At 66.5% G+C, this 18,960-nt stretch carries 18 protein-coding genes and 1 tRNA gene; 15 read left to right on the top strand and 4 right to left on the bottom strand.

Translation table 11 applies throughout. The features are described 5' to 3' along the window. Positions 1-190: 190 nt before the first annotated feature. From ACZ5XO_RS09850 to ACZ5XO_RS09830, 5 genes are all read left to right on the top strand, one after another. Entirely contained in the window at positions 191-778 is a 588-nt protein-coding gene (locus ACZ5XO_RS09850; RefSeq protein WP_464162180.1) for a hypothetical protein, read from the top strand. Positions 779-854: 76 nt separating this feature from the next. Continuing rightward, the gene (locus ACZ5XO_RS09845) at positions 855-1,589 is read left to right on the top strand and encodes a fimbrial biogenesis chaperone (protein ID WP_464162179.1); all 735 of its coding nucleotides are present in this window, start codon (positions 855-857) and stop codon (positions 1,587-1,589) included. Between the two features lies 1 nt (position 1,590). Then, positions 1,591-4,212 carry a fimbria/pilus outer membrane usher protein gene (locus ACZ5XO_RS09840; protein ID WP_464162178.1) on the top strand — a complete coding sequence of 874 codons (2,622 nt, stop codon included), beginning with the start codon at positions 1,591-1,593 and terminating at the stop codon, positions 4,210-4,212. Further along, positions 4,175-5,110 (top strand): hypothetical protein, encoded by a 936-nt coding sequence (locus ACZ5XO_RS09835; protein ID WP_464162177.1) that lies wholly within the window; start codon positions 4,175-4,177, stop codon positions 5,108-5,110. Before ACZ5XO_RS09840 ends, ACZ5XO_RS09835 begins: the two co-directional genes overlap by 38 nt. Before the next feature lie 310 nt (positions 5,111-5,420). After that, positions 5,421-6,107: a helix-turn-helix transcriptional regulator gene (locus ACZ5XO_RS09830; RefSeq protein ID WP_464162176.1), complete on the top strand. Its 687-nt coding sequence runs from the start codon at positions 5,421-5,423 to the stop codon at positions 6,105-6,107. A 118-nt stretch (positions 6,108-6,225) separates the two neighbouring features. On the opposite strand, the gene ACZ5XO_RS09825 is transcribed toward ACZ5XO_RS09830, so the two are convergent. The 4 genes from ACZ5XO_RS09825 to ACZ5XO_RS09810 all read right to left on the bottom strand — a co-directional run bounded on the left by ACZ5XO_RS09825 (position 6,226) and on the right by ACZ5XO_RS09810 (position 8,791). Then, a tRNA-Val gene (locus ACZ5XO_RS09825) sits at positions 6,226-6,300 on the bottom strand. An 85-nt stretch (positions 6,301-6,385) separates the two neighbouring features. After that, positions 6,386-7,675 (bottom strand): dicarboxylate/amino acid:cation symporter, encoded by a 1,290-nt coding sequence (locus tag ACZ5XO_RS09820; protein ID WP_464162175.1) that lies wholly within the window; start codon positions 7,673-7,675, stop codon positions 6,386-6,388. A gap of 100 nt (positions 7,676-7,775) precedes the next feature. Beyond that, a complete protein-coding gene (locus ACZ5XO_RS09815; RefSeq protein WP_464162174.1) occupies positions 7,776-8,099 on the bottom strand; it encodes a DUF2834 domain-containing protein in 324 nt (107 codons plus the stop codon). Positions 8,100-8,101: 2 nt separating this feature from the next. After that, complete coding sequence (locus tag ACZ5XO_RS09810) at positions 8,102-8,791, bottom strand: HAD-IA family hydrolase (RefSeq protein ID WP_464162173.1); 690 nt, start codon at positions 8,789-8,791, stop codon at positions 8,102-8,104. A gap of 72 nt (positions 8,792-8,863) precedes the next feature. Between ACZ5XO_RS09810 and glmU the strand changes: the two genes are divergently transcribed. The 10 genes from glmU (at position 8,864) to glyA (ending at position 18,949) form a co-directional block, all read left to right on the top strand. Next, the gene (glmU, locus tag ACZ5XO_RS09805; protein ID WP_464162172.1) at positions 8,864-10,228 is read left to right on the top strand and encodes a bifunctional UDP-N-acetylglucosamine diphosphorylase/glucosamine-1-phosphate N-acetyltransferase GlmU; all 1,365 of its coding nucleotides are present in this window, start codon (positions 8,864-8,866) and stop codon (positions 10,226-10,228) included. 156 nt (positions 10,229-10,384) lie between these two features. Beyond that, entirely contained in the window at positions 10,385-11,068 is a 684-nt protein-coding gene (rpiA, locus tag ACZ5XO_RS09800) for a ribose-5-phosphate isomerase RpiA (protein ID WP_464162171.1), read from the top strand. Positions 11,069-11,287: 219 nt separating this feature from the next. Next, the gene (locus ACZ5XO_RS09795; protein WP_464162170.1) at positions 11,288-11,488 is read left to right on the top strand and encodes a hypothetical protein; all 201 of its coding nucleotides are present in this window, start codon (positions 11,288-11,290) and stop codon (positions 11,486-11,488) included. A gap of 358 nt (positions 11,489-11,846) precedes the next feature. Next, positions 11,847-13,229, top strand: coding sequence for a glutathione-disulfide reductase (gene gor / locus ACZ5XO_RS09790; protein WP_464162169.1), 1,383 nt, complete (start codon positions 11,847-11,849; stop codon positions 13,227-13,229). A 74-nt stretch (positions 13,230-13,303) separates the two neighbouring features. Further along, positions 13,304-14,050 carry a class I SAM-dependent methyltransferase gene (locus ACZ5XO_RS09785; RefSeq protein ID WP_464162168.1) on the top strand — a complete coding sequence of 249 codons (747 nt, stop codon included), beginning with the start codon at positions 13,304-13,306 and terminating at the stop codon, positions 14,048-14,050. Positions 14,051-14,079: 29 nt separating this feature from the next. Continuing rightward, on the top strand, positions 14,080-14,829 hold the full coding sequence (locus ACZ5XO_RS09780) for a class I SAM-dependent methyltransferase (RefSeq protein WP_464162167.1): 750 nt from the start codon (positions 14,080-14,082) through the stop codon (positions 14,827-14,829). 82 nt (positions 14,830-14,911) lie between these two features. Beyond that, positions 14,912-15,808, top strand: a complete 897-nt coding sequence (gene mmsB, locus ACZ5XO_RS09775; protein ID WP_464162166.1) for a 3-hydroxyisobutyrate dehydrogenase — start codon at positions 14,912-14,914, stop codon at positions 15,806-15,808. A gap of 368 nt (positions 15,809-16,176) precedes the next feature. Beyond that, on the top strand, positions 16,177-17,403 hold the full coding sequence (gene hemA / locus ACZ5XO_RS09770) for a 5-aminolevulinate synthase (RefSeq protein WP_464162165.1): 1,227 nt from the start codon (positions 16,177-16,179) through the stop codon (positions 17,401-17,403). Further along, on the top strand, positions 17,400-17,585 hold the full coding sequence (locus ACZ5XO_RS09765) for a DUF6898 family protein (protein ID WP_464162164.1): 186 nt from the start codon (positions 17,400-17,402) through the stop codon (positions 17,583-17,585). The genes hemA and ACZ5XO_RS09765 overlap by 4 nt, the downstream gene beginning before the upstream one ends. Positions 17,586-17,665: 80 nt before the next feature. Next, complete coding sequence (glyA, locus tag ACZ5XO_RS09760; RefSeq protein ID WP_464162163.1) at positions 17,666-18,949, top strand: serine hydroxymethyltransferase; 1,284 nt, start codon at positions 17,666-17,668, stop codon at positions 18,947-18,949. Positions 18,950-18,960: the final 11 nt, after the last annotated feature.

The following is an 18,960-nucleotide window of genomic DNA, read 5'->3' as shown; positions in this document are numbered from 1 at the left end:
AATTAACCCGGAAACCGCCTGTGGACGCGGAATCTCATCAATTTTGACTAGTCTACAAAGAGTAGCAGTCTTGGGGATGCGGATCGAGGTGAGTGGCTACTAAATGGCCGGATTGTGGCAGGCGCCGCAATGTCCTGATCCCCGGTGCAGGCGGTCTGGATACTCAGAACAATGACCCTCGGAGGCTAATATGCGTACTTTTGCTATTGCGGCGGCCGCCGCTGCTGCTCTGCTTGCTATTCCCGCTGTATCCAGCGCCCAGACCAATGTGACCGTGACCACCAGCGTCACTGACTTCTGCGGCATCGGCCTGGCCAATGTGGCGGGCGGCAACGTCGCCGTGGCCAATGGCGCGCGTCAGAAAGTCACCACCCTGCGCATGTCCTGCAACTCGGCCACCGGCGCCAAGTTGACCTCGAGCGCCCAGAACGGCGACTTCAAGTCTCCGGCCGGCGTGCTGATCAACTATGACTGGGATCTGGTCGTTCAGGGCGTGCCGAGCCTCGGCTTCGCCGCCGTCGACACCTGGCCCGGCAGCCCGGCGATCGTCACCAACTCGGGCGGCTACAGCCAGGCCCTGGCTGACGGCATCTTCGCCGACCTGTTCCTGAACCTTTGCTACAACGTCCCGGGCGGCCCGGGCGTGGGCGGCACTCAGGGTGATCCGACCAACCCCGGCTCTTCGGGCTGCGCGGCTGCCCCCTCGGGTCCTGGCGCGGCTTCGGCTCCCGCCGGCACCTATACCGAAGTCTTTACCTTCGCGCTGAACCCGGCCTGACCGGAAAGCGAAACGGGGAGCCGGTGGAGCGGCTCCCCGTTTTTCTGCGCGCCAATCTGCAGGGGAGGATGCAGTCATGAGATTGCACGTATTCGCCATCGCGGCCGTCGCCTCGATGCTGGCGATCGGATCGCCAAACGCTGTCCGGGCCATGGACGTGTCGCCCATGGTCGCCAAGATCACCCCGTCCGGCAGTGGTTCCAGCTACCGCCTGACCGTTCGCAACGACAGTTCTTCCGCCGCGACGGTGGAGATCGAGGTCTATCGAATGACGGTGGATGAGGCCGGCGGCCGCAGCCTGACGGCGGAAGACAACGACATCGTCGTCTTTCCGGTCCAGTCCGTCATTCCGCCCAATCGCGAACAGGTCGTCCAGGTCCGATATCTGGGCGAGGCTGACGGCGAGGGGCGCATGTATCTGGTCCGCGCCGCCCAGTTGCCGATCAATATGCAGACCGTGACCGATGACGGCGCCGCCGGAGCCGACATCAAGGTGGCCTTCACCATCAACACCTATGTTTTCGTCGCGCCGGCCAATGCGCGGGCTGCCGTGGAGGTGACGTCGGTGTCGCGCTCCGCCAACGGCGACGTGCTGCTTTCAGCGCGGAACACGGGCACGGGCTTCGCCCACCTTCGCGAGGCGCGCTTCACGTTGAGAACGGCGGATGGCAGGTCGCATGAGGTTCCCGCCGCCGCCGTCGATGTCGGCGAGGTCAGTGTCATCGCCGGCGGCGCCACGCGTCAGATCCGCATTCCCGCCGCCCTGACGGCGGGGGTGACCGGCGACGTTACTGCGGCGATCGCCCTGTGAGATGGCCAGTCGCAGAACGACCTGGCGGCGTCTCGGTCTGGCCGCCTGCCTGGGGGGCAGCGTGGCCGCCCCCGTTCGCGCGGATGCGCCTCTGTTCACGGATGAGGTGATCCGCACCGCGCGCGACTATTCCGTCGAAGCGGAGGGGTCACCCGCCGCATCGACGGTCTTGATCGAGCGGGACGCCTCCAACGTCCCGTTCGCCGCCGGCGCCGCGCCGGTCGTTCCCCCCATGAGCGGCGCGGCGACCGGCGGGACTCAGGACGAGGCGCCCAGCGCCAGACCCACGCCGGTGCTGACGCCGATCCAGGGGCCGTTGACGCTCGACGGCGTCTATCTCGGCGACATCAGCGGCGAGGTCGACATGCAGGGCGAGGGCGTCATTGACGCCGTGGCCTTGATGGATCTGCTCGGCCTCAAGGTCGCGGTCGAGGTTCGGGATCGCCTGAAGGCTGTCATCGCCGCCCAGTCGAAGGTCAATATGGGCGACCTGCGCGGCCCCGGCTTCTCGCTGGCCTTCGACCCCCTGTCCCTGACCTTTGTCGCCGAGCTGGCCGCCGACGCCCGGGCGCGCCGGGACGTCAGCTTCGCCCGCAACGAAGTCATCGACCCTGCGGCCTTCGACCAGCCGGCGCGCTTCTCGGCGGGCGCCAATGTCAATCTGGCGCAGCTCTATTCCCACGACGAGGGACGTTTCGGTCCCCTGGCCGGCGGGATCGACATGTTCGCCAATCTCGGCGGTTTCGACGGCGTCACCCTGACCGCAGGGGTGGACTATGACGGCGGCAGCCAGGATCAGAGCTGGCGTCGCCGCGAGATCAGGCTGTCCAAGGACTTTTTCCAGTCCGCCATTCGTCTGACGGCCGGCGAGTTCGCCCCGCCGGTGGAGAGTTTCCAGGGATCGCGGCGTTTCCTCGGCTTGTCGGCGGCGAGAGCCTATTCGACCATTCGCCCCTTTCAGAACGTGCGTCCTTCCGGCCGTCGCCAGTTCGTGCTCGACCGCCCGGCCCTGGTCGTCGTCGAGGTCAACGGCGTCATCGTCGAACGGATAAGGCTGGACGCCGGGCCCTATTCCCTGTCGGATTTTCCCTTTGGCCAGGGCGCCAATACGGTGCGTCTTCTGGTCGAGGAGGACAGCGGCCAGCGGGAGATCGCGGTCTTCGACCTGTTCGGCGGGGCCGGGCTGCTGGACCCCGGGGTCGTGGACTTCGGCGTCTCCGCCGGGGTTCTGGAGGAGGGCGGGCAGCTGGAATATGGCTCCACGCTCGCCGCCACGGGCTTCGTGCGCAAGGGGATCACCGACGCCCTGACCCTGGGGGCCAACGCCCAGTGGGCGGACGGGCGCGGGCAGGTCGGAGGGCTGGCGACCTGGGGCAGTCGTCTGGGGTTGATCCAGGCCAGCGCGGCTGTCAGCCATAACGGCGACACCAGCGACCAGGGCTATATCCTGGCGGTGGACTACATGCGCGAGGCCACCCTGGCGCGCGAGGTCGAGCTTCGCATCGTCGCTTCGGCGCAGGCCACGAGCAAGTTCTTTCAGACCGCTTTCGACAACTCGGCCTTCAACCGTGAACAGTGGCGGGCGGCCGGACAGGCGCTGGTGCGCTACAAGGCCTATTCGCTCAGTCTCGGCGCGGCCTATGTGAAGGGGCGCCAATGGGAGGATCGAACGGATTTCAGTGTTTCGATCGGCCGAACCTTCAGGCGCTTCGGCGTCAACCTGGCCTGGCAGAGAGGCGCGACCAGCGACGGGATCGAGGAAACCCGCTTCGGCCTGACGCTGACGACACGCTTCGGCGGCCGCTGGAGCGGCGTGGCGCGCTATGACAGTCAGAATGATTTCCGCGAGGTCGGCATCTCGCGTTCGTCTTCGGGGCGGTTGAACGATCTCAGTGGCGACCTGCGCTTCTCCGAGGATCGGAACAACCAAACGATCTCGGGCGATCTGCGTTACATCAACAACCGTTTTGACGCCGAGATCATCTCCAATCGGCTGGTGTCCACCACGCCTGGCGGGGTCACGCGGCAGGAATCCCTGTGGCGGCTGTCGACCCTGATCGGTTACGCCGACGGCGCCTTCGGCGTCGGCCGTGCGGCGCGTGAGGGCTTTGTCATCGCCACCCCCCATTCGACGCTCAAGGGCGCGCGGGTCAGCCTGACGGATTCGAGCGGATACCCCGTCGCGCGTAGCGGCTGGTTCGGGCCGGCGCTGGCCGGCATTGATCGCGGCTATGGCGTGCGTCGCTATGAGCTGGACGTCGACCCCTTGCCGCCGGGCTACGATCTGGGCAGCGGCGTGATCAACACCTTCCCGGGCTTCGGCAATGGATACCGGGTCGTGGTCGGCAGCGACGCTTCCTACACCGCCAGGGGGGTGCTGGTTTCGCCTGAAGGGCCGGTCGCCCTGATCGGGGGCTCCATCGTGGCGGTCGATGCGCCGGAAGGGGCCCCGGGCAAGCCCTTCTTCACCAACAGGGGCGGCCGGTTCGTCGCGGACGGCATGGCGCCCGGACGTTATCGGCTGATGGTTCAGGGGGAAGTGGTCGGGGAGTTCGTAATCCCTGAAAATGCGGAAGGAATTATCGATGTGGGCGAAATCAGAACGGCGCGACCCCTGTCCTGACCGGTCGGGTCGCCGCAAGACGACCTGGCTTGTCGCGGCCGTGGTCGCGGCCCTGTCCGGCGCCACGGCGACCCAGGCCTGTGATCTGGGTCTGGTTGAGGGCCCTCAGCCGATCCGGATCGAATATAATCCTTTCGCCGTGGCGCCGACGCCCGGGGCTCTGGATGTGGGGTTCGAGAACAAGGGGGAGGGCGAGTGCGATCTGCGCCTTTCTTTCACGGACGACGCTGACATGGAGGTGACGCGCGCCGTTCTGGGGGGAGTAGGGGTTCAGTTCCGACCGCGTGAATCTTCCGGCGTCCAGGCTGCTGACGTGCAGAGGGGCGTCTTCCAGTACCTGCTCCCTCCCGGGACCCGGGGCGTGGCCCAGATGGACGCCGTCGTGGTGCAGAACGCCGTCGCCGACGCAGGAGAGTACGGCGTCGATCTGCGCATGCGGGTCAGGAACGTCGATGGCGTCGATCTCATGTCGCCGATCCCGTTGCGCCTGGTTCTTCAGTCCACGCCTCGGGCCCAGTTGAACCTGGCCGGGGCCGCCGGGGCCTTCGGCTCGGGAGCCAGCGTGGAGGTGGTGGACTTTGGGGAGGCGGCGACGGGCGCGACCCGACGCATCTTTGTTCAGGTGCGAGCCAATGCGCCCTCCACCCTGTCGATCAAGTCCCAGCATGGCGGCGTCATGCATCGGGTCGAGGAGGTCGAGAACGGCACCGTGGTGCCCTATGCCGTCGAACTGGACGGCGAGATGGTCGATCTCTCGACGCTCTGGACAAGAGAAATTGATCCTCCTCGCACGCTCGCCGGCATCGCCCTGCCCATGACGTTCGTCTTGGGTTTGATTAATGGGCAGATGGGCGGGCGGTATGAAGACCTTATTACAGTCGATATATCTCCCAATTGATGGGCTTTCATTAAAGGTGGGGGGCGATGTTTTTCTGTATATCTGCCCTGAAATTTTTATCGTTTCGGCAAAAATGTCGTTGTTGTTTTCGGTAATGAATAGTTTTTACGAAACGCTTATCAAATGATTTGACTTGTTTCTTCAAAATTTGGCGGTTTATTTTTCGAGGTTTTGTAATGAAAACTGATATTTTCTAAAATTTGCTTGAACCCTTGTCTGAATTGTCGAAACAATGTCGGCAATAAAGGGCATGCGCCTGCTGGTGATCGGGCTGGGTCGCCGAGCGTGTGTCGCTGGGAGCAGGGACGTCATGATTGACCAGGATTTCGCCCGGGCGCCTGTCGGCGTTCTCGACACCCCTTTTATGCAGACCATCTCAAGCGGCCAGAACGTGGTTCCGGCCGTTGAGCGACGATCCTTCGTCAGGCCTCTGGCCATCCGGTCGAGCCCGCGTTTCACCGAGGCCGAGGCCTGGTTCGAAAACGATGAGACGGCTCGTTTTGTCCTGGACCTCAACGGGCGCGTGCTGACCAGCAACGCCGCCGCGCGAAACCTGGCGGCCTGCGGCATGCTCGGATCGGGCGGGGTGTTCATCTGTTCCGCCCATCGCAACCGCGCGGAACTGGATCTCTTGCTCAAGCGCCTGGCTGAGGGGCGGGAAAAATCGGGGCGCATTCTGTTCCGGGCCGGGGATGACGCCTGGTGCATCCTGGACCTCATCGCCGCCGCGGAAGCGCCCGGACGGGTGTTCGCCGCCGCCCGGCCGGTCAAGCCTCTGGACGAAGAAAGGGTTGCGGCCGTGGGCTGCGTCTTCGGTCTGACGCGCGTTGAAAAGTCGGTTCTGGTTCACCTGGCGGGCGGCGAGGCCCCCAAGGAGATCAGCCGCAAGCTGGACATGTCCATCCATACCGTCCGCTCGCATCTGCGTTCCATCTGCATGCGGATGGGGGTCAAGGGCATCAACGGTGTTCTGCGCCTCAGTTTTCTGATGGCGTGACGCTTCGCGGCAAAAGGCTGCGCCTTGAACCATCCATTCAGCGCTCGACTGGGCGCCGGCGATCGTTCGCCGCCCCCACGGAGCGATGAGCAAGGCGAATTGAGCGTGAGTGAGAAGATGGTGGACGCGACAGGGATTGAACCTGTGACCCCCTCGGTGTGAACGAGGTGCTCTCCCGCTGAGCTACGCGTCCAGCGCAGAACGGCCAAATCAGAAAGGCTTGGGCCGTCGGGAGGCGCGATGTAGCCCGCGATTCCGACGACGGCAAGCCTCTTTGATCAAATACCGGCGGTGCGGACCCCTTCAGGCGTCTCCGCCTCGGGATCGCCGGGCAGCCAGGCGACGTGCCCGTTGTAAATGTCCTCGTTCAGGACGCCTTCCTCCTTGGCGACCAGAACGGGCACGACCATCTGGCCGGTGACGTTGGTGGCCGTGCGCATCATGTCGATGATCCGGTCGATGGCGATGATGTAGCCGACGCCTTCCAGCGGCAGGCCCGCCGTCGACAGGGTCAGGGTCAGCATGACGATGCTCGTCCCCGGCACCCCCGCCGTCCCCAGCGAGCCCAGCACCGCCGTCAGGCCGATCAGGACGTACTGGGTCAGCGTCAGGTCGATCTGGAAATACTGGGCGATGAAGATCGAGGCGATGGCCGGATAGATGGCGCCGCAGCCGTCCATCTTCACATTGGCCCCCAGAGGCACGGCGAAGGCCGCATAGGCCTGCGGCACGCCCAGGCGCTCGACCGTCTGGCGCAGGGTGATCGGCAGGGTGCCCAGCGACGAGGAGGTGGCGAAGGCCGTCTGCTGGGCCGCAAACGCCCCGCGGAAGAAGCTGCGGATCTTCAGGCCGTGCAGCTTCAGCAGGCCCGAATAGACGATCAGGATGTGGAACAGGCAGGCCGCATAGATGGCGAAGATGAACTTGCCCAGCGGCAGCAGAGCCTCCCAGCCGTAGCCGCCGACCACCGAACCGATCAGGCCGAACACGCCAAACGGCGTCAACTGGATCACCCAGCGGGTGATGCGGAAGATCAGGGCGGCGCCTTCGTCCACCAGCCGCCGCGCATTCTGCGCCCGGTCGCCCAGCGCCACCAGGGCCGCGCCCAGCAGGGCCGAGAAGAAGATGATCTGCAGCACCTTGCCCTCGGCCAGAGAGGCGAAGGGATTGGTCGGCACGACGCCCAGCAGGACCTGAAGCGGCGTCGGGATCACCCGTTCCTTCACCTCGCCCAGCGGGAGGTCGGCCAGGCCGACGCCCGGATTGATCAGATGCCCGAAGGCGAAGCCGACCAGCACCGCCAGCAGGGAGGTGATGGCGAACCAGACAATGGTCCGCACGCCCAGCCGCACCGCGCCTACGCCTTCGCCCAGCTTGGCGATCGAGCTGGCGATGGTGAACAGCACCAGGGGCGCCACCACCATGCGGATCAGGTTCAGATAGACGTCGCCGATCGGCTGCAGCCAGACGGTCGCCTGCTCGCGCAGGATCAGACCGGCGATGATGCCCAGGGCGAAACCGGCGGCGGTGCGCTGCCAGAGGGGGATGGCGAAGAAGCGACGGAACATGACGACCTTGGGGGAGGAACGGTCGTCCTATGTGTTTGGCGCAAGAGACGACGGCAACCGCGCCGGGAGCGATTGACGCTGAGAAGTTCTGAGCCGTCTTTTAGTTTTTCTGAGGTTCGACCGGTTCGCGCAGATACAGGTAGAGCGGCAGAGCCAGCGACAGTCCCACGCAGAAGCTGGCCGGCAGCACCAGCCACCAGCGCGTGACCCTGTGCCGGGCCGCATCCCGCCACGACCACACCCAGAATACGACGATGGCGATCAGCACGTCGGCCGAGAAACCGCCGGCGGCGCCGTTGACGAACAGCGACTTCAGGAAGAGCGGAATATCCAACCCGTTCAGGGCGAAGAAGGACCCGAAGAAGAGCCAGGGGACCACGGTCCCGACCACCGCCATGGCCAGGTAGAAGTTCTTGACGCTCATGTTCAGGCGCCCATCACCTCGGCCAGCGCGGCCTCGAAGCCGTCGTAGTGGTCGATCACCACATCACCGCCCAGTTCCTCGCGAGGCACGTCGTTGTAGCCGAAGCCGACGACGATGCAGGCCACGCCCGCGTCTTTCGCCGCCTTCGTGTCGGTGGTGCTGTCGCCGACCATGACGCAGCGCGCCGGATCGCCGCCCGCCTTCTGCACCGCCTCATGGATATGCGCCCCGCTGGGCTTGCGGGCCGAGACTGCGTCCGGCCCGGCGATGAAGGCGAAATGCTTCGTCAGGTCCAGCGCCTCGATCAGGGCCACCGACAGGTCGGTGCGCTTGTTGGTGGCGACGCACAGGATGGCGCCGCGCGCGGCCAGTCGCTCCAGCGCCGGGACCACGCCGTCGAACGGGCGGCTCTCGTCGGCGATGTGGGCCAGATAGTCCTCGATGAAGCGCTCGAACAGGCCGGGGGCGTGGGCCTCGTCCCAGACGGCGCCCGCCTCCATGAAGCCGTGACGCAACAGGGCCATGGCGCCGTGTCCGACCAGATGCCGGGCCGAGGACATGGGCACGGGCGGCAGCTCATACTGCGCCAGCATCCGGTTCAGCGTGCCGATCAGGTCGGGCGCCGAGTCCACCAGGGTTCCGTCCAGGTCGAAGGCGATGGTCCAGCCTTCCAGATCGCGTTCAGTGCTCATGTCGTCTCCCGGCTCGCGCAGACCCCGGCAATGGGCTAGATCGCGCAGGACGACAAGCCGCCGGATCGATTCATGACCGCACCTCATCCCCATAGTCATCCCAGGGCCGCCATTATCCTCGCCGCCGGCCAGGGCACGCGGATGAAGTCGCCCCTGCCCAAGGTCCTGCACCCGGTCGGCCAGCGCGCCATGCTGGACCACGCCATCGACGCCGCCGAGGCCCTGGGCTGCGAGCGCATCGTGGTCGTGGTCGGCAGTCATTCGCCGGAAGTCCGCGCCCATGTCGAGAAGCGCCTCGGCGCCGACAGCATCGCCGTTCAGGACCCGCCGCTGGGCACCGGCCACGCCGTGCGCGCCGCCGAGGCTGTTCTGGGCGACTTCGTCGGCCATGTGGTTGTGACCTACGGCGACGTGCCCCTGTTGAAGGCCGCCGACATCGAGCCGGTCTTCGCCGACAGCCACGAGGGCGTCACCGTCATCGGCTTCGAGGCCCGCGATCCCGGCGCCTACGGCCGTCTGATCCTTGAGGGCGACCATCTGCTGGCCATCACCGAGGCCAAGGAGGCGTCCGCAGACGTGCTGGCCATCACCGCCTGCAACTCCGGCGTCATGGCCGCCCCGGTCGGCCTGCTGTTCGACCTGCTGGCTGAGGTGAAGAACGACAACGCCAAGGGCGAATACTACCTGACCGACGTGGTCGAGCTGGCCCGCAAGCGCGGCGCCCCGACCCGCGCCGTCTTCGCCGCTGAAGACTCCGTCATGGGCGTCAACGCGCAAGCCGAACTGGCCCAGGCCGAGGCCCTGTTCCAGCAGACCCAGCGTGAGCACTTCCTGGCGCAGGGCGTGACCATGTCGGCCCCCGACACCGTCCACTTCGCCTGGGACACTGAAGTCGGCGCCGGCACGACCATCGAGCCCTTCGTCGTCTTCGGCCCCGGCGCGGTCGTGGCCGAGGGCGCACGCATCCGCAGCTTCAGCCATATCGAAGGCGCCAAGGTCGCGACCAAGGCCGAGGTCGGCCCCTACGCCCGCCTGCGCCCCGGCGCGGACCTGGGCGAGGGGGTCAAGATCGGCAACTTCGTTGAGGTCAAGAACGTCCGCATGGACGCAGGCGCCAAGGCCAACCATCTGGCCTATCTCGGCGACGGCCATGTGGGCGCGAAGGCCAACATCGGCGCGGGAACCATCTTCTGTAACTACGACGGCTTCTTCAAACACCGCACCACGGTGGGCGAGGGAGCCTTCGTCGGCTCGAACTCCTCCCTGGTCGCCCCCGTGACCATCGGCGCGGGCGCCATGGTCGGCTCCGGCTCGGTGGTGACCAGGGACGTGGCGCCCGGCGATCTGGCGCTGGGCCGCGCCGAACAGACGACGAAGCCGGGCTGGGCTGCCCGCTTCATGGACAAGATGCGCGCAAAGAAGGCGGCGAAGAAGTGAGGTCGCTCTCAGCTCCCGTCCCCCTTGATGGGGGAAGGGCCGGGGCTGGGGGTGATGCCGCCAGATGTTTAAGGTGGCGGGTCATCGCCACTGATTTCACCCCCATCCCAACCCTTCCCCCATCAAGGGGGAAGGGCTTTCTTTGGAAGCCCGCCCATGTCTGACATCCAGAAACGCAACGCCGGCGAAGCCGCCGCCGCCCATGTCGAGGCCGGCATGGTGGTCGGTCTGGGCACCGGCTCCACCGCCGCCTGGTTCGTGAAAGCTCTGGCGGCGCGAAACCTGCCCGACCTGCGTTGCGTCCCGACGTCGGAACGCACCGCCGATCTGGCGCGCGAGCTGGGTCTGACCCTGTCGACGCTGGAGGACACGCCGCGCATCGACCTGACCGTCGACGGCGCCGACGAGATCGGCCCGGGCCTGGCCCTCATCAAGGGCGGCGGCGCGGCCCTGCTGCGCGAGAAACTGGTGTGGGAGGCCTCGGCCCGCTGCATCTGCATCGCCGACGCCGCCAAGGTGGTCCCGGTTCTGGGAACCTTCCCCCTGCCGATCGAGGTGGTCGCCTTCGGTCACAAGACGACCGCCAACCGCATCGCCGACGTCCTGGCCGACCACGACATCCCGATGCCCGCCCGCGTCCGTCAGGCCGAGCGAGGCCTGGTCCGCACCGATGGCGGCAACCTGATCTACGACGCCGCCTGCAAGGTCATCAACGACCCGGCCCGCCTGGCCGCCGACCTCAAGAGCCTGACCGGCGTGGTCGAACACGGCCTCTTTCTCGACCTCACCGACCTGGCCATCATCGGCACGGACGGCGGGTTCGAGACGATCAATCCGTAGGGCACCTTGATTGGAAGTGTGCTTCATTTGTAACCGTGATATCGCAATTTCATGCGAAAATTTCTGGTTACAATTCTAGCTTTTGCGACGGCAGGGTGTGCAATGGGGCCGCCTTCATCGCCACTATTTGCAGATATTCCTAATGGCGCTGCCGAGGCGCGCACCGTCATCGCCAACCGGCTGGAGACGCAATTTCCAATAGGATCGAGGGAGGACGCCTTGGCGCCCTGGCTGCGGTCCCAAGGCTTGAAGCCGCAGCGGATATCAAATCCGGACGGATCAGTGACGGGTGACGCGGAGTTCCGTTGGGTCCTGATCCCGCTGGTCTGCGACGCTCAAGTGCGGGTCATGTGGAAGGGCGATGCAAAAGGCACGCTCACTGAACGCCGCGTGATTTACGGCGACACCGGCTGTCTCTGATTCTCACTCCGCTCATCCCGGCGAAGGCCCTCCCTAGTCCTTACCCTCTCTCCGTCATCCTCCGGCAAGCCGCGCAGCGGCGCAGACCGGGGACCCAGCGGCGCGCGATAGCGCGAAACGTCCACGCGCCGCGCTCCGCTGTAAGATCGACTCCGGCGCCGCTGGGTCCCCCGGTCTCGCTGCGCTCGCCGGAGGATGACGAACGAGGGATGCGGCAAACGGCCGTGCTCCTTTCTCTCGCCTTGCCCCCCGTCGCCCCGGCGCCTAAGTCGGGGCAGCGCTGCGGTTCAGCCGCGCGGATTTCAGACGATTCAGACGAATTGGACTCATGTTTTCGAGTCCATTCCCGGAGACCCCGATGACCCAGTACGACTATGACCTCTTCGTCATCGGCGCAGGCTCCGGGGGGGTGCGCGCGGCGCGCCTGACCGCCCTGGGCGGCAAGAAGGTGGCCGTGGCCGAGGAATATCGGGTCGGCGGCACCTGCGTCATTCGCGGCTGCGTGCCCAAGAAGTTCATGGTCATGGCCTCCGAGGTCAGCCACGCGCTTGAAATCGCCGAGGGTTATGGCTGGTCTTTCGACAACGCCAAGTTCGACTGGCCCACCTTCCTTCAGGCCAAGGACGTCGAGATCGCGCGCCTGTCGGGCATCTACGCCGCCAACCTGGGCAAGGCGGGCGTTGATCTGGTCCACGGCCGCGCCGTGATGAAGGACGCCCACACCGTCGAGATCATCGGCAAGAACCAGACCTTCACCGCCGAGAAAATCCTGATCGCCACCGGCGGCCGTCCGTGGAAGCCCGAGGACCTGCCGGGTGTCGAACACGCCATCACGTCCGAAGAAGCCTTCCACCTGCCGGAACTGCCCAAGCGCATCCTGATCGCGGGCGGCGGCTATATCGCGGTCGAGTTCGCGGGCATCTTTGCGGGTCTGGGCGTCGAGACGACCCTGATCTATCGCGGCCCCAACATCCTGCGCGGCTTCGACGACGACGTGCGCGCCCATCTGGCGGGCGAGATCGAGAAGCGCGGCGTCAAGGTCATCCTCGGCTGCCAGCATGCGTCGATCGAGAAGACCGAAACCGGCCTGGTCAACCATCTTGAAAACGGCATGACGCTGGAAACCGACGTGGTCATGTTCGCCACCGGCCGTGTCCCCTATGTGCGCGGGCTGGGCCTTGAGAACGCCGGCGTCGAGCTGAACGACGAGGGCGCCATCGCCGTCGATCCCTTCTCCAAGACCTCGGCGGATAATATCTGGGCCATCGGCGACGTGACCGACCGGATGAACTTGACCCCGGTGGCCATCCGCGAGGCCGTCGCCTTCCACGAAACGGTCTTCAGGAACAATCCGCAGCACTTCGACTACGAAGCCGTGGCCACCGCCGTCTTCAGCCAGCCGCCGGTCGGCGTCGTCGGCCTGACCGAGGCCGAGGCCCGCCGCGCCTGTCCGGGCGAGGTGGACGTCTATGTCACCCGCTTCCGCCCGATGAAGTACGCCTTCACCGGCTCGGACGAGCGGGTGCTGATGAAGCTGGTGGTCGACGCCGACAGTCAGCGCGTCGTCGGCGTCCACATCGTCGGCCCGGAAAGCCCGGAAATGATCCAGCTGGCGGCCATCGCCGTGAAGGCGGGTCTGACCAAGGCCCAGTGGGACGCCACCTGCGCCGTCCACCCGACCATGGCCGAGGAATTGGTGACGCTGAAGGAGAAGCAGTCGCCGTCTGCGATGGCGGGCTGATCTTCATGGCGAGAGGCGGCTTGCCAGTCGCCTCTTGCACGCGCCTTATGCGGCCAGCTGTTTCGGAGGTTCCCATGAAGTCCCGTCTGCTCGCCGCCGCCCTTTCGGCCCTGCTGGTCGCCGCCGCATCGCCGGTTCTGGCTCAGACCGCACCGTCCGCCGCCTATCAGAACGCCGTCGCCGACACCCTGCGCCCCGCCGATGAGGTCGCGCGCGACCCTCTGCGCCATCCCGCCGAGATGCTGGCCTTCGCCCAGGTGCAGCCGGGTCAGAAGGTCGCCGACATCCGCCCCGGCGCCGGCTATTTCACCCGCCTGTTCGCACGCGTCGTGGGCGAGGGCGGCCACGTCTACGCCTTCGTGCCGAACCGCACGGCCGAGCGCGAAAACCCGCGCGCCGACGCCCTGGTCGCCGCCTATCCCAACGTCAGCCGCGTCAACGGCGACCTGGACGCCATGGCCTTCGACGCCCCGCTGGACCTGGTCTTCATGAGCCAGGAATACCACGACTTCCACATCCCCCGGTTCGGCGTGGATGTGACGAAAATGAACGCCGACATCTTCAAGGCCCTGAAGCCTGGCGGCCTGTTCGTGGTCATCGATCATCAGGCCGCGCCCGGCGCCGGCAACACCGTGGTCGAGACCCTGCACCGCATCGAGGGCGCCCAGCTGCGCCGCGAAGTCGAGGCCGCTGGCTTCGTCTTCGACGGCGAGACCTCCGCCGTCGCCAACCCCGCCGACGACCACAGCTTGAACGTCTTTGACGAGGCCATTCGCGGCAAGACCGACCAGTTCGTCTACCGCTTCCGCAAGCCGGGCTGAACCGGCTGAAATCACAGGAGGATCAGCCTATGCGTCCCTTCCTTGTAGTCATCCTCGCCGCCTCATTGGCGACGACCGCCCCGGTCGTCTCGGCCCAGACGGCGCCCGCCGCCTTCGAGGCCGCCCTGGCCAGCCCCATCCGCACGACCGAGGACCGGGCGCGCGACACGGCCCGCCACGCCGCCGAGACCCTGGCCTTCGCCGGGGTGAAGCCGGGTCAGAAGATCGGCGACATGATCATCGGCGGCGGCTATTTCACTCGCCTGTTCGCCGCCGCCGTCGGCCCCGAGGGCCACGTCACGGCCTGGCAACCGGCCGAGTTCATCGGCTTCCAGGCCAGCTATGGCGAGGCCCTGGCCGCCGCCGCCGCGCTCGACAACGCCGACGCCATCAGCTCGCCCATCGGGGCGCCGGAATGGCCCGAAGGCCTGGACCTGATCTTCACCGCCCAGAACTATCACGACCTGCACCTCAAGCCCTTCGCCACGGACACGGCGGCCAAGGTCAATGCTGCAGCTTTCAAGGCCCTGAAGCCGGGCGGCCTCTATGTCGTCATCGACCATGACGCGGCGGCGGGCGCCGGGTCGGAGGCGCCTGACAGCCTGCACCGCATCGAGGTGGATCAGGTCCGGCGCGAGGTCGAGGCGGCGGGTTTTGTTCTGGACGGCTCCAGCGACCTTCTGGCCCGGCCTGACGACCCGCGCACGGCCAATGTCTTCGACCCCTCCATTCGCGGCAAGACCAGCCAGTTCATGCTGCGGTTCAGAAAACCCGCCTGAGCCGAAACTGTCGAACAGGTGACTGGCGAAGCGGGCGGGGAGGGGCTAACCCTGCCCCAAAATCCATAAGGGAAACGCTCAGATGACTCGCATCGCCTTCATCGGTCTCGGCAACATGGGCGGCGGCATGGCCGCCAATCAGGCCAAGGCCGGGCATGATGTCGCCGCCTTCGACCTGTCGCCCGCCGCGCTGGAACGCGCCGCCGAGGCCGGGTGCCGCACCGTCGCCTCGGTCGCCGAGGCCGTGAAGGACGCCGAGATCGTCATCACCATGCTGCCCGCCGGGCCGCACGTCCTCAGCGTCTATTCCGAACAGATCATCGGCGCGGCCCCCACCAGCGCCCTGCTGCTGGACTGCTCGACCATCGATGTGGAGACGGCCCGCAAGGTCGCCGGTCTGGCCCGCGAGGCCGGCTACGCCTTCGCTGACGCCCCCGTTTCGGGCGGCACCGCCGCCGCTGACGCCGGCACCCTGGCCTTCATGGTCGGCTGCGACGAGACCGACTTCGCCCGCGTCGAACCGGCCCTGGCCCCCATGAGCCGCATCACCATCCGCGCGGGCGACCACGGCGCGGGTCAGGCGGCCAAGATCTGCAACAACATGCTGCTGGGCATCTCCATGGTCGGCACCTGCGAAGCCATCGCCCTGGCCGAGAAGCTGGGTCTGGAGCCGGAGCGCTTCTTCGAGATCGCGTCGAAGTCCTCGGGCCAGTGCTGGAGCGTCAGCAACTACTACCCCTGGGCCGGCCCGGTCCCGGCCGCCCCGTCCAACCGCGACTATGAAGGCGGTTTCGCCACCGCCATGATGCTGAAGGATCTGAAGCTGGCCCAGGACGCCGCCGCCAAGGCCGGCGCCACGACCCCGCTCGGCGCTCAGGCCGAGGCCCTGTACGCCCTGTTCAACGGCCTCGGCTACGGCGGCAAGGACTTCTCGGCCATGGTGCAGATGCTTCGCGGGCGACTGGACACCCTGGGCTGATCTTTTCCTCCCCACAGAGTAGCGAAGGGGACCGCGTAGCGTTGGAGGGGGGGGGCGGCGCAGACATCAGCCGTCGAGTCGCCCCTCCGTCACGTCGGCTTGGCCGCCGCGCCACCTCCCCATAGAATGGGGAGGAAAGGGGCTGCCAGCCCGCGTCGGGTCGGGAGGTCCCGCAGGGCCGACGACTGCGGGCAACCCAAAAGCCCGCGTCGGGTCGAGAAGGCGGGGTCTTCTGACCGCGGGCGGCTAAAGTGAGAACCGTTATCAATTAAGGGGTTGAGACGTTTTGTCCGGCTCTGAACATGGACAAGGCTGGTCGGCGAGCGCAATTAGGCGGGGAAAGCTGTATAAGCGAAAGAACTGCCGTCTTGTTCGACTATAAGTCCGCCTTTCAAAACTCGGTCGAGCAGGTCCGCAGCGAGGGTCGCTATCGCGTCTTCGCCGATCTGAAGCGCGTGTGCGGTCAGTTCCCGCAGGCGGTGCGTCGGCGCGAGGACGGCTCCGAACAGGACGTCGTGGTCTGGTGCTCCAACGACTATCTGGGCATGGGCCAGCATCCGGTCGTGGTCGAGGCCATGACGGCCGAGATCGAGGCCGTGGGCGCGGGCGCGGGCGGCACGCGCAACATCTCGGGCACAACCCGTTCGGCGGTCGACCTGGAAGCCGAGCTGGCCAGCTGGCACCAGAAGGAAGCGGCCCTGCTGTTCACCTCGGGCTATGTGGCCAATGAGGCGACGCTGTCGACCCTGCAGAAGATCCTGCCGGGCCTGATCATCTTCTCTGACGCCCTGAACCACGCCTCGATGATCGAGGGCATCCGCCACGGCGGCGGTCCGCGCCACATCTACCGCCACAACGACCTGGAACATCTTGAGGAACTGCTGGCCGCCGCGCCTCTCGCCGCGCCCAAGCTGATCGCCTTCGAGAGCGTCTATTCGATGGACGGCGACATCGCCGACATCGCCGGCACCATCGCCTTGGCGAAGAAATATGGCGCCATGACCTATCTGGACGAGGTCCACGCGGTCGGCCTGTACGGCGAAACCGGCGCGGGCGTGGCCGAGCGTGACGGCGTCCTCGACGGCATCGACATCATCGAATGCACCCTGGGCAAGGCCATCGGCGTCATGGGCGGCTATATCGCCGCCGACGCCGTGATCGTGGACGCCGTGCGCAGCTGGGCCTCCGGTTTCATCTTCACCACCAGCCTGCCGCCCGCCCTGACCGCTGGCGCCCTGGCCTCGGTTCGCCACCTCAAGGCTCACCCGGAACTGCGCGTCGCCCATCAGGAGCGCGCCGAGACCCTGAAGCGCCGCCTGCTGGAGGCCGGCATCCCGGTCCTGCCCAGCGTCAGCCACATCGTCCCGGTCCATGTCGGCAACCCGGTCCACTGCAAGCTGATCTCGGACATGCTGCTGGAAGAGCACGGCATCTACGTCCAGCCGATCAACTATCCGACCGTGCCCAAGGGGACCGAGCGCCTGCGCTTCACCCCGTCGCCGAACCATGACGACGGCATGATCGACAAGCTGGTCGATGCGATGGACAGGCTGTTCTCGCACTGCAACGTCGCGCGCCGTCCGGTCGCCGCATGACGACCGACCCCGAACTGGGCGAGGTCATCGTCGAGTTCGTTCGCAACGGGACCTATGTGAAATGCTCGGCCGTCCACACGGCCACCGGCGTCGAGGTCTCCGCCATGGGCCCGGCGCTGGAGCCGCGCGCCGTCGAACGCGTGGCGATCGCCAAGCTGAAGCGGGCGTTGTCACAGCGCTGACCCCCTAGATGTTGTGGTGTTCGACGACGCGGCCTAGATAGGGGCGCCGTTTCCGCCCTCAGCCTTCGGGATGCCCGCCAGTGACCGCCTTCACCCACGACTCGTACTTCTCCAAGAGCCTCGCCGACGCTGATCCGGCGATCTTCAAGGGCATCCAGGGCGAGCTTGGCCGCCAGAAGGAGCAGATCGAGCTGATCGCTTCGGAAAACATCGTCTCGCAGGCGGTGCTGGACGCGCAGGGCTCGGTCCTGACCAACAAGTACGCCGAGGGCTATCCGGGCCGTCGCTACTACGGCGGCTGCGAGTTCGTGGACGTGACCGAGGACCTGGCCCGCGAGCGCGCCAAGGAGCTGTTCGGCGCCGCTTTCGCCAATGTCCAGCCCCACTCGGGCGCCCAGGCCAACCAGGCCGTCTTCTTCACCCTGCTGCAGCCCGGCGACACCTTCCTGGGCATGGATCTGGCCTGCGGCGGTCACCTGACCCACGGCTCGCCCGCCAACCAGTCGGGCAAGTGGTTCCGCCCCGTGACCTACAAGGTGTCGGAAGACACCCACCTGATCGACTATGACCACGTCGCCGAAATGGCTCAGAAGGAGAAGCCCAAGCTGATCCTGGCCGGCGCCTCGGCCTATTCGCGTCACATCGACTTCAAGCGCTTCCGCGAGATCGCGGACAGCGTCGGCGCCTATCTGATGGTCGACATGGCCCACTACGCCGGTCTGATCGCCGGCGGCGTCTATCCCGACCCGATCCCGCACGCCCACGTCGTCACCACCACGACGCACAAGACCCTGCGCGGTCCGCGCGGCGGCATGATCCTGTCCAACGACGTTGATCTGGGCAAGAAGATCAACTCGGCGGTCTTCCCCGGCCTGCAGGGCGGTCCGCTGGAGCACGTCATCGCCGCCAAGGCCGTGGCCTTCGGCGAGGCGCTGAAGCCCGAGTTCAAGGGCTACGCCCAGCAGGTCGTCAAGAACGCCCAGGCCCTGGCCGGCGTCCTGGTCGAGCGCGGCCTGGCCATCGTCTCGGGCGGCACCGACAGCCACCTGATGCTGGTCGACCTGCGTCCCAAGGGCGTGACCGGCAAGGCCACCGAGCATGAGCTCGAGAAGGCCCTGATGACCTGCAACAAGAACGGCGTGCCGTTTGACACCGCGCCCTTCACCGTCACCTCGGGCGTCCGTCTGGGCACCCCGGCCGGCACCACGCGCGGCTTCGGTGAGGAAGAGTTCAAGCAGATCGGCCACTGGATCGCCGACGTCGTCTCGTCGATGAACGGCGGCGACGAAGCCGATCCGGCCGTCGTCGCGGGCGTCGCCGCCCAGGTGCGCGAACTGACCGCGCGCTTCCCGATCTATCGCTAAGAGGTCGACTG

Source organism: Brevundimonas sp. T2-11 (assembly GCF_055397675.1).
This window is presented reverse-complemented; position numbering and strand designations above follow the sequence as displayed.

Coding starts and splice junctions, on each gene's coding strand:
- ACZ5XO_RS09850 (WP_464162180.1), top strand. CDS start 191: ATGCGTACTTTTGCTATTGCGGCGGCCGCCGCTGCTGCTCTGCTTGCT.
- ACZ5XO_RS09845 (WP_464162179.1), top strand. CDS start 855: ATGAGATTGCACGTATTCGCCATCGCGGCCGTCGCCTCGATGCTGGCG.
- ACZ5XO_RS09840 (WP_464162178.1), top strand. CDS start 1,591: ATGGCCAGTCGCAGAACGACCTGGCGGCGTCTCGGTCTGGCCGCCTGC.
- ACZ5XO_RS09835 (WP_464162177.1), top strand. CDS start 4,175: ATGTGGGCGAAATCAGAACGGCGCGACCCCTGTCCTGACCGGTCGGGT.
- ACZ5XO_RS09830 (WP_464162176.1), top strand. CDS start 5,421: ATGATTGACCAGGATTTCGCCCGGGCGCCTGTCGGCGTTCTCGACACC.
- ACZ5XO_RS09820 (WP_464162175.1), bottom strand. CDS start 7,675: ATGTTCCGTCGCTTCTTCGCCATCCCCCTCTGGCAGCGCACCGCCGCC.
- ACZ5XO_RS09815 (WP_464162174.1), bottom strand. CDS start 8,099: ATGAGCGTCAAGAACTTCTACCTGGCCATGGCGGTGGTCGGGACCGTG.
- ACZ5XO_RS09810 (WP_464162173.1), bottom strand. CDS start 8,791: ATGAGCACTGAACGCGATCTGGAAGGCTGGACCATCGCCTTCGACCTG.
- glmU (WP_464162172.1), top strand. CDS start 8,864: ATGACCGCACCTCATCCCCATAGTCATCCCAGGGCCGCCATTATCCTC.
- rpiA (WP_464162171.1), top strand. CDS start 10,385: ATGTCTGACATCCAGAAACGCAACGCCGGCGAAGCCGCCGCCGCCCAT.
- gor (WP_464162169.1), top strand. CDS start 11,847: ATGACCCAGTACGACTATGACCTCTTCGTCATCGGCGCAGGCTCCGGG.
- ACZ5XO_RS09785 (WP_464162168.1), top strand. CDS start 13,304: ATGAAGTCCCGTCTGCTCGCCGCCGCCCTTTCGGCCCTGCTGGTCGCC.
- ACZ5XO_RS09780 (WP_464162167.1), top strand. CDS start 14,080: ATGCGTCCCTTCCTTGTAGTCATCCTCGCCGCCTCATTGGCGACGACC.
- mmsB (WP_464162166.1), top strand. CDS start 14,912: ATGACTCGCATCGCCTTCATCGGTCTCGGCAACATGGGCGGCGGCATG.
- ACZ5XO_RS09765 (WP_464162164.1), top strand. CDS start 17,400: ATGACGACCGACCCCGAACTGGGCGAGGTCATCGTCGAGTTCGTTCGC.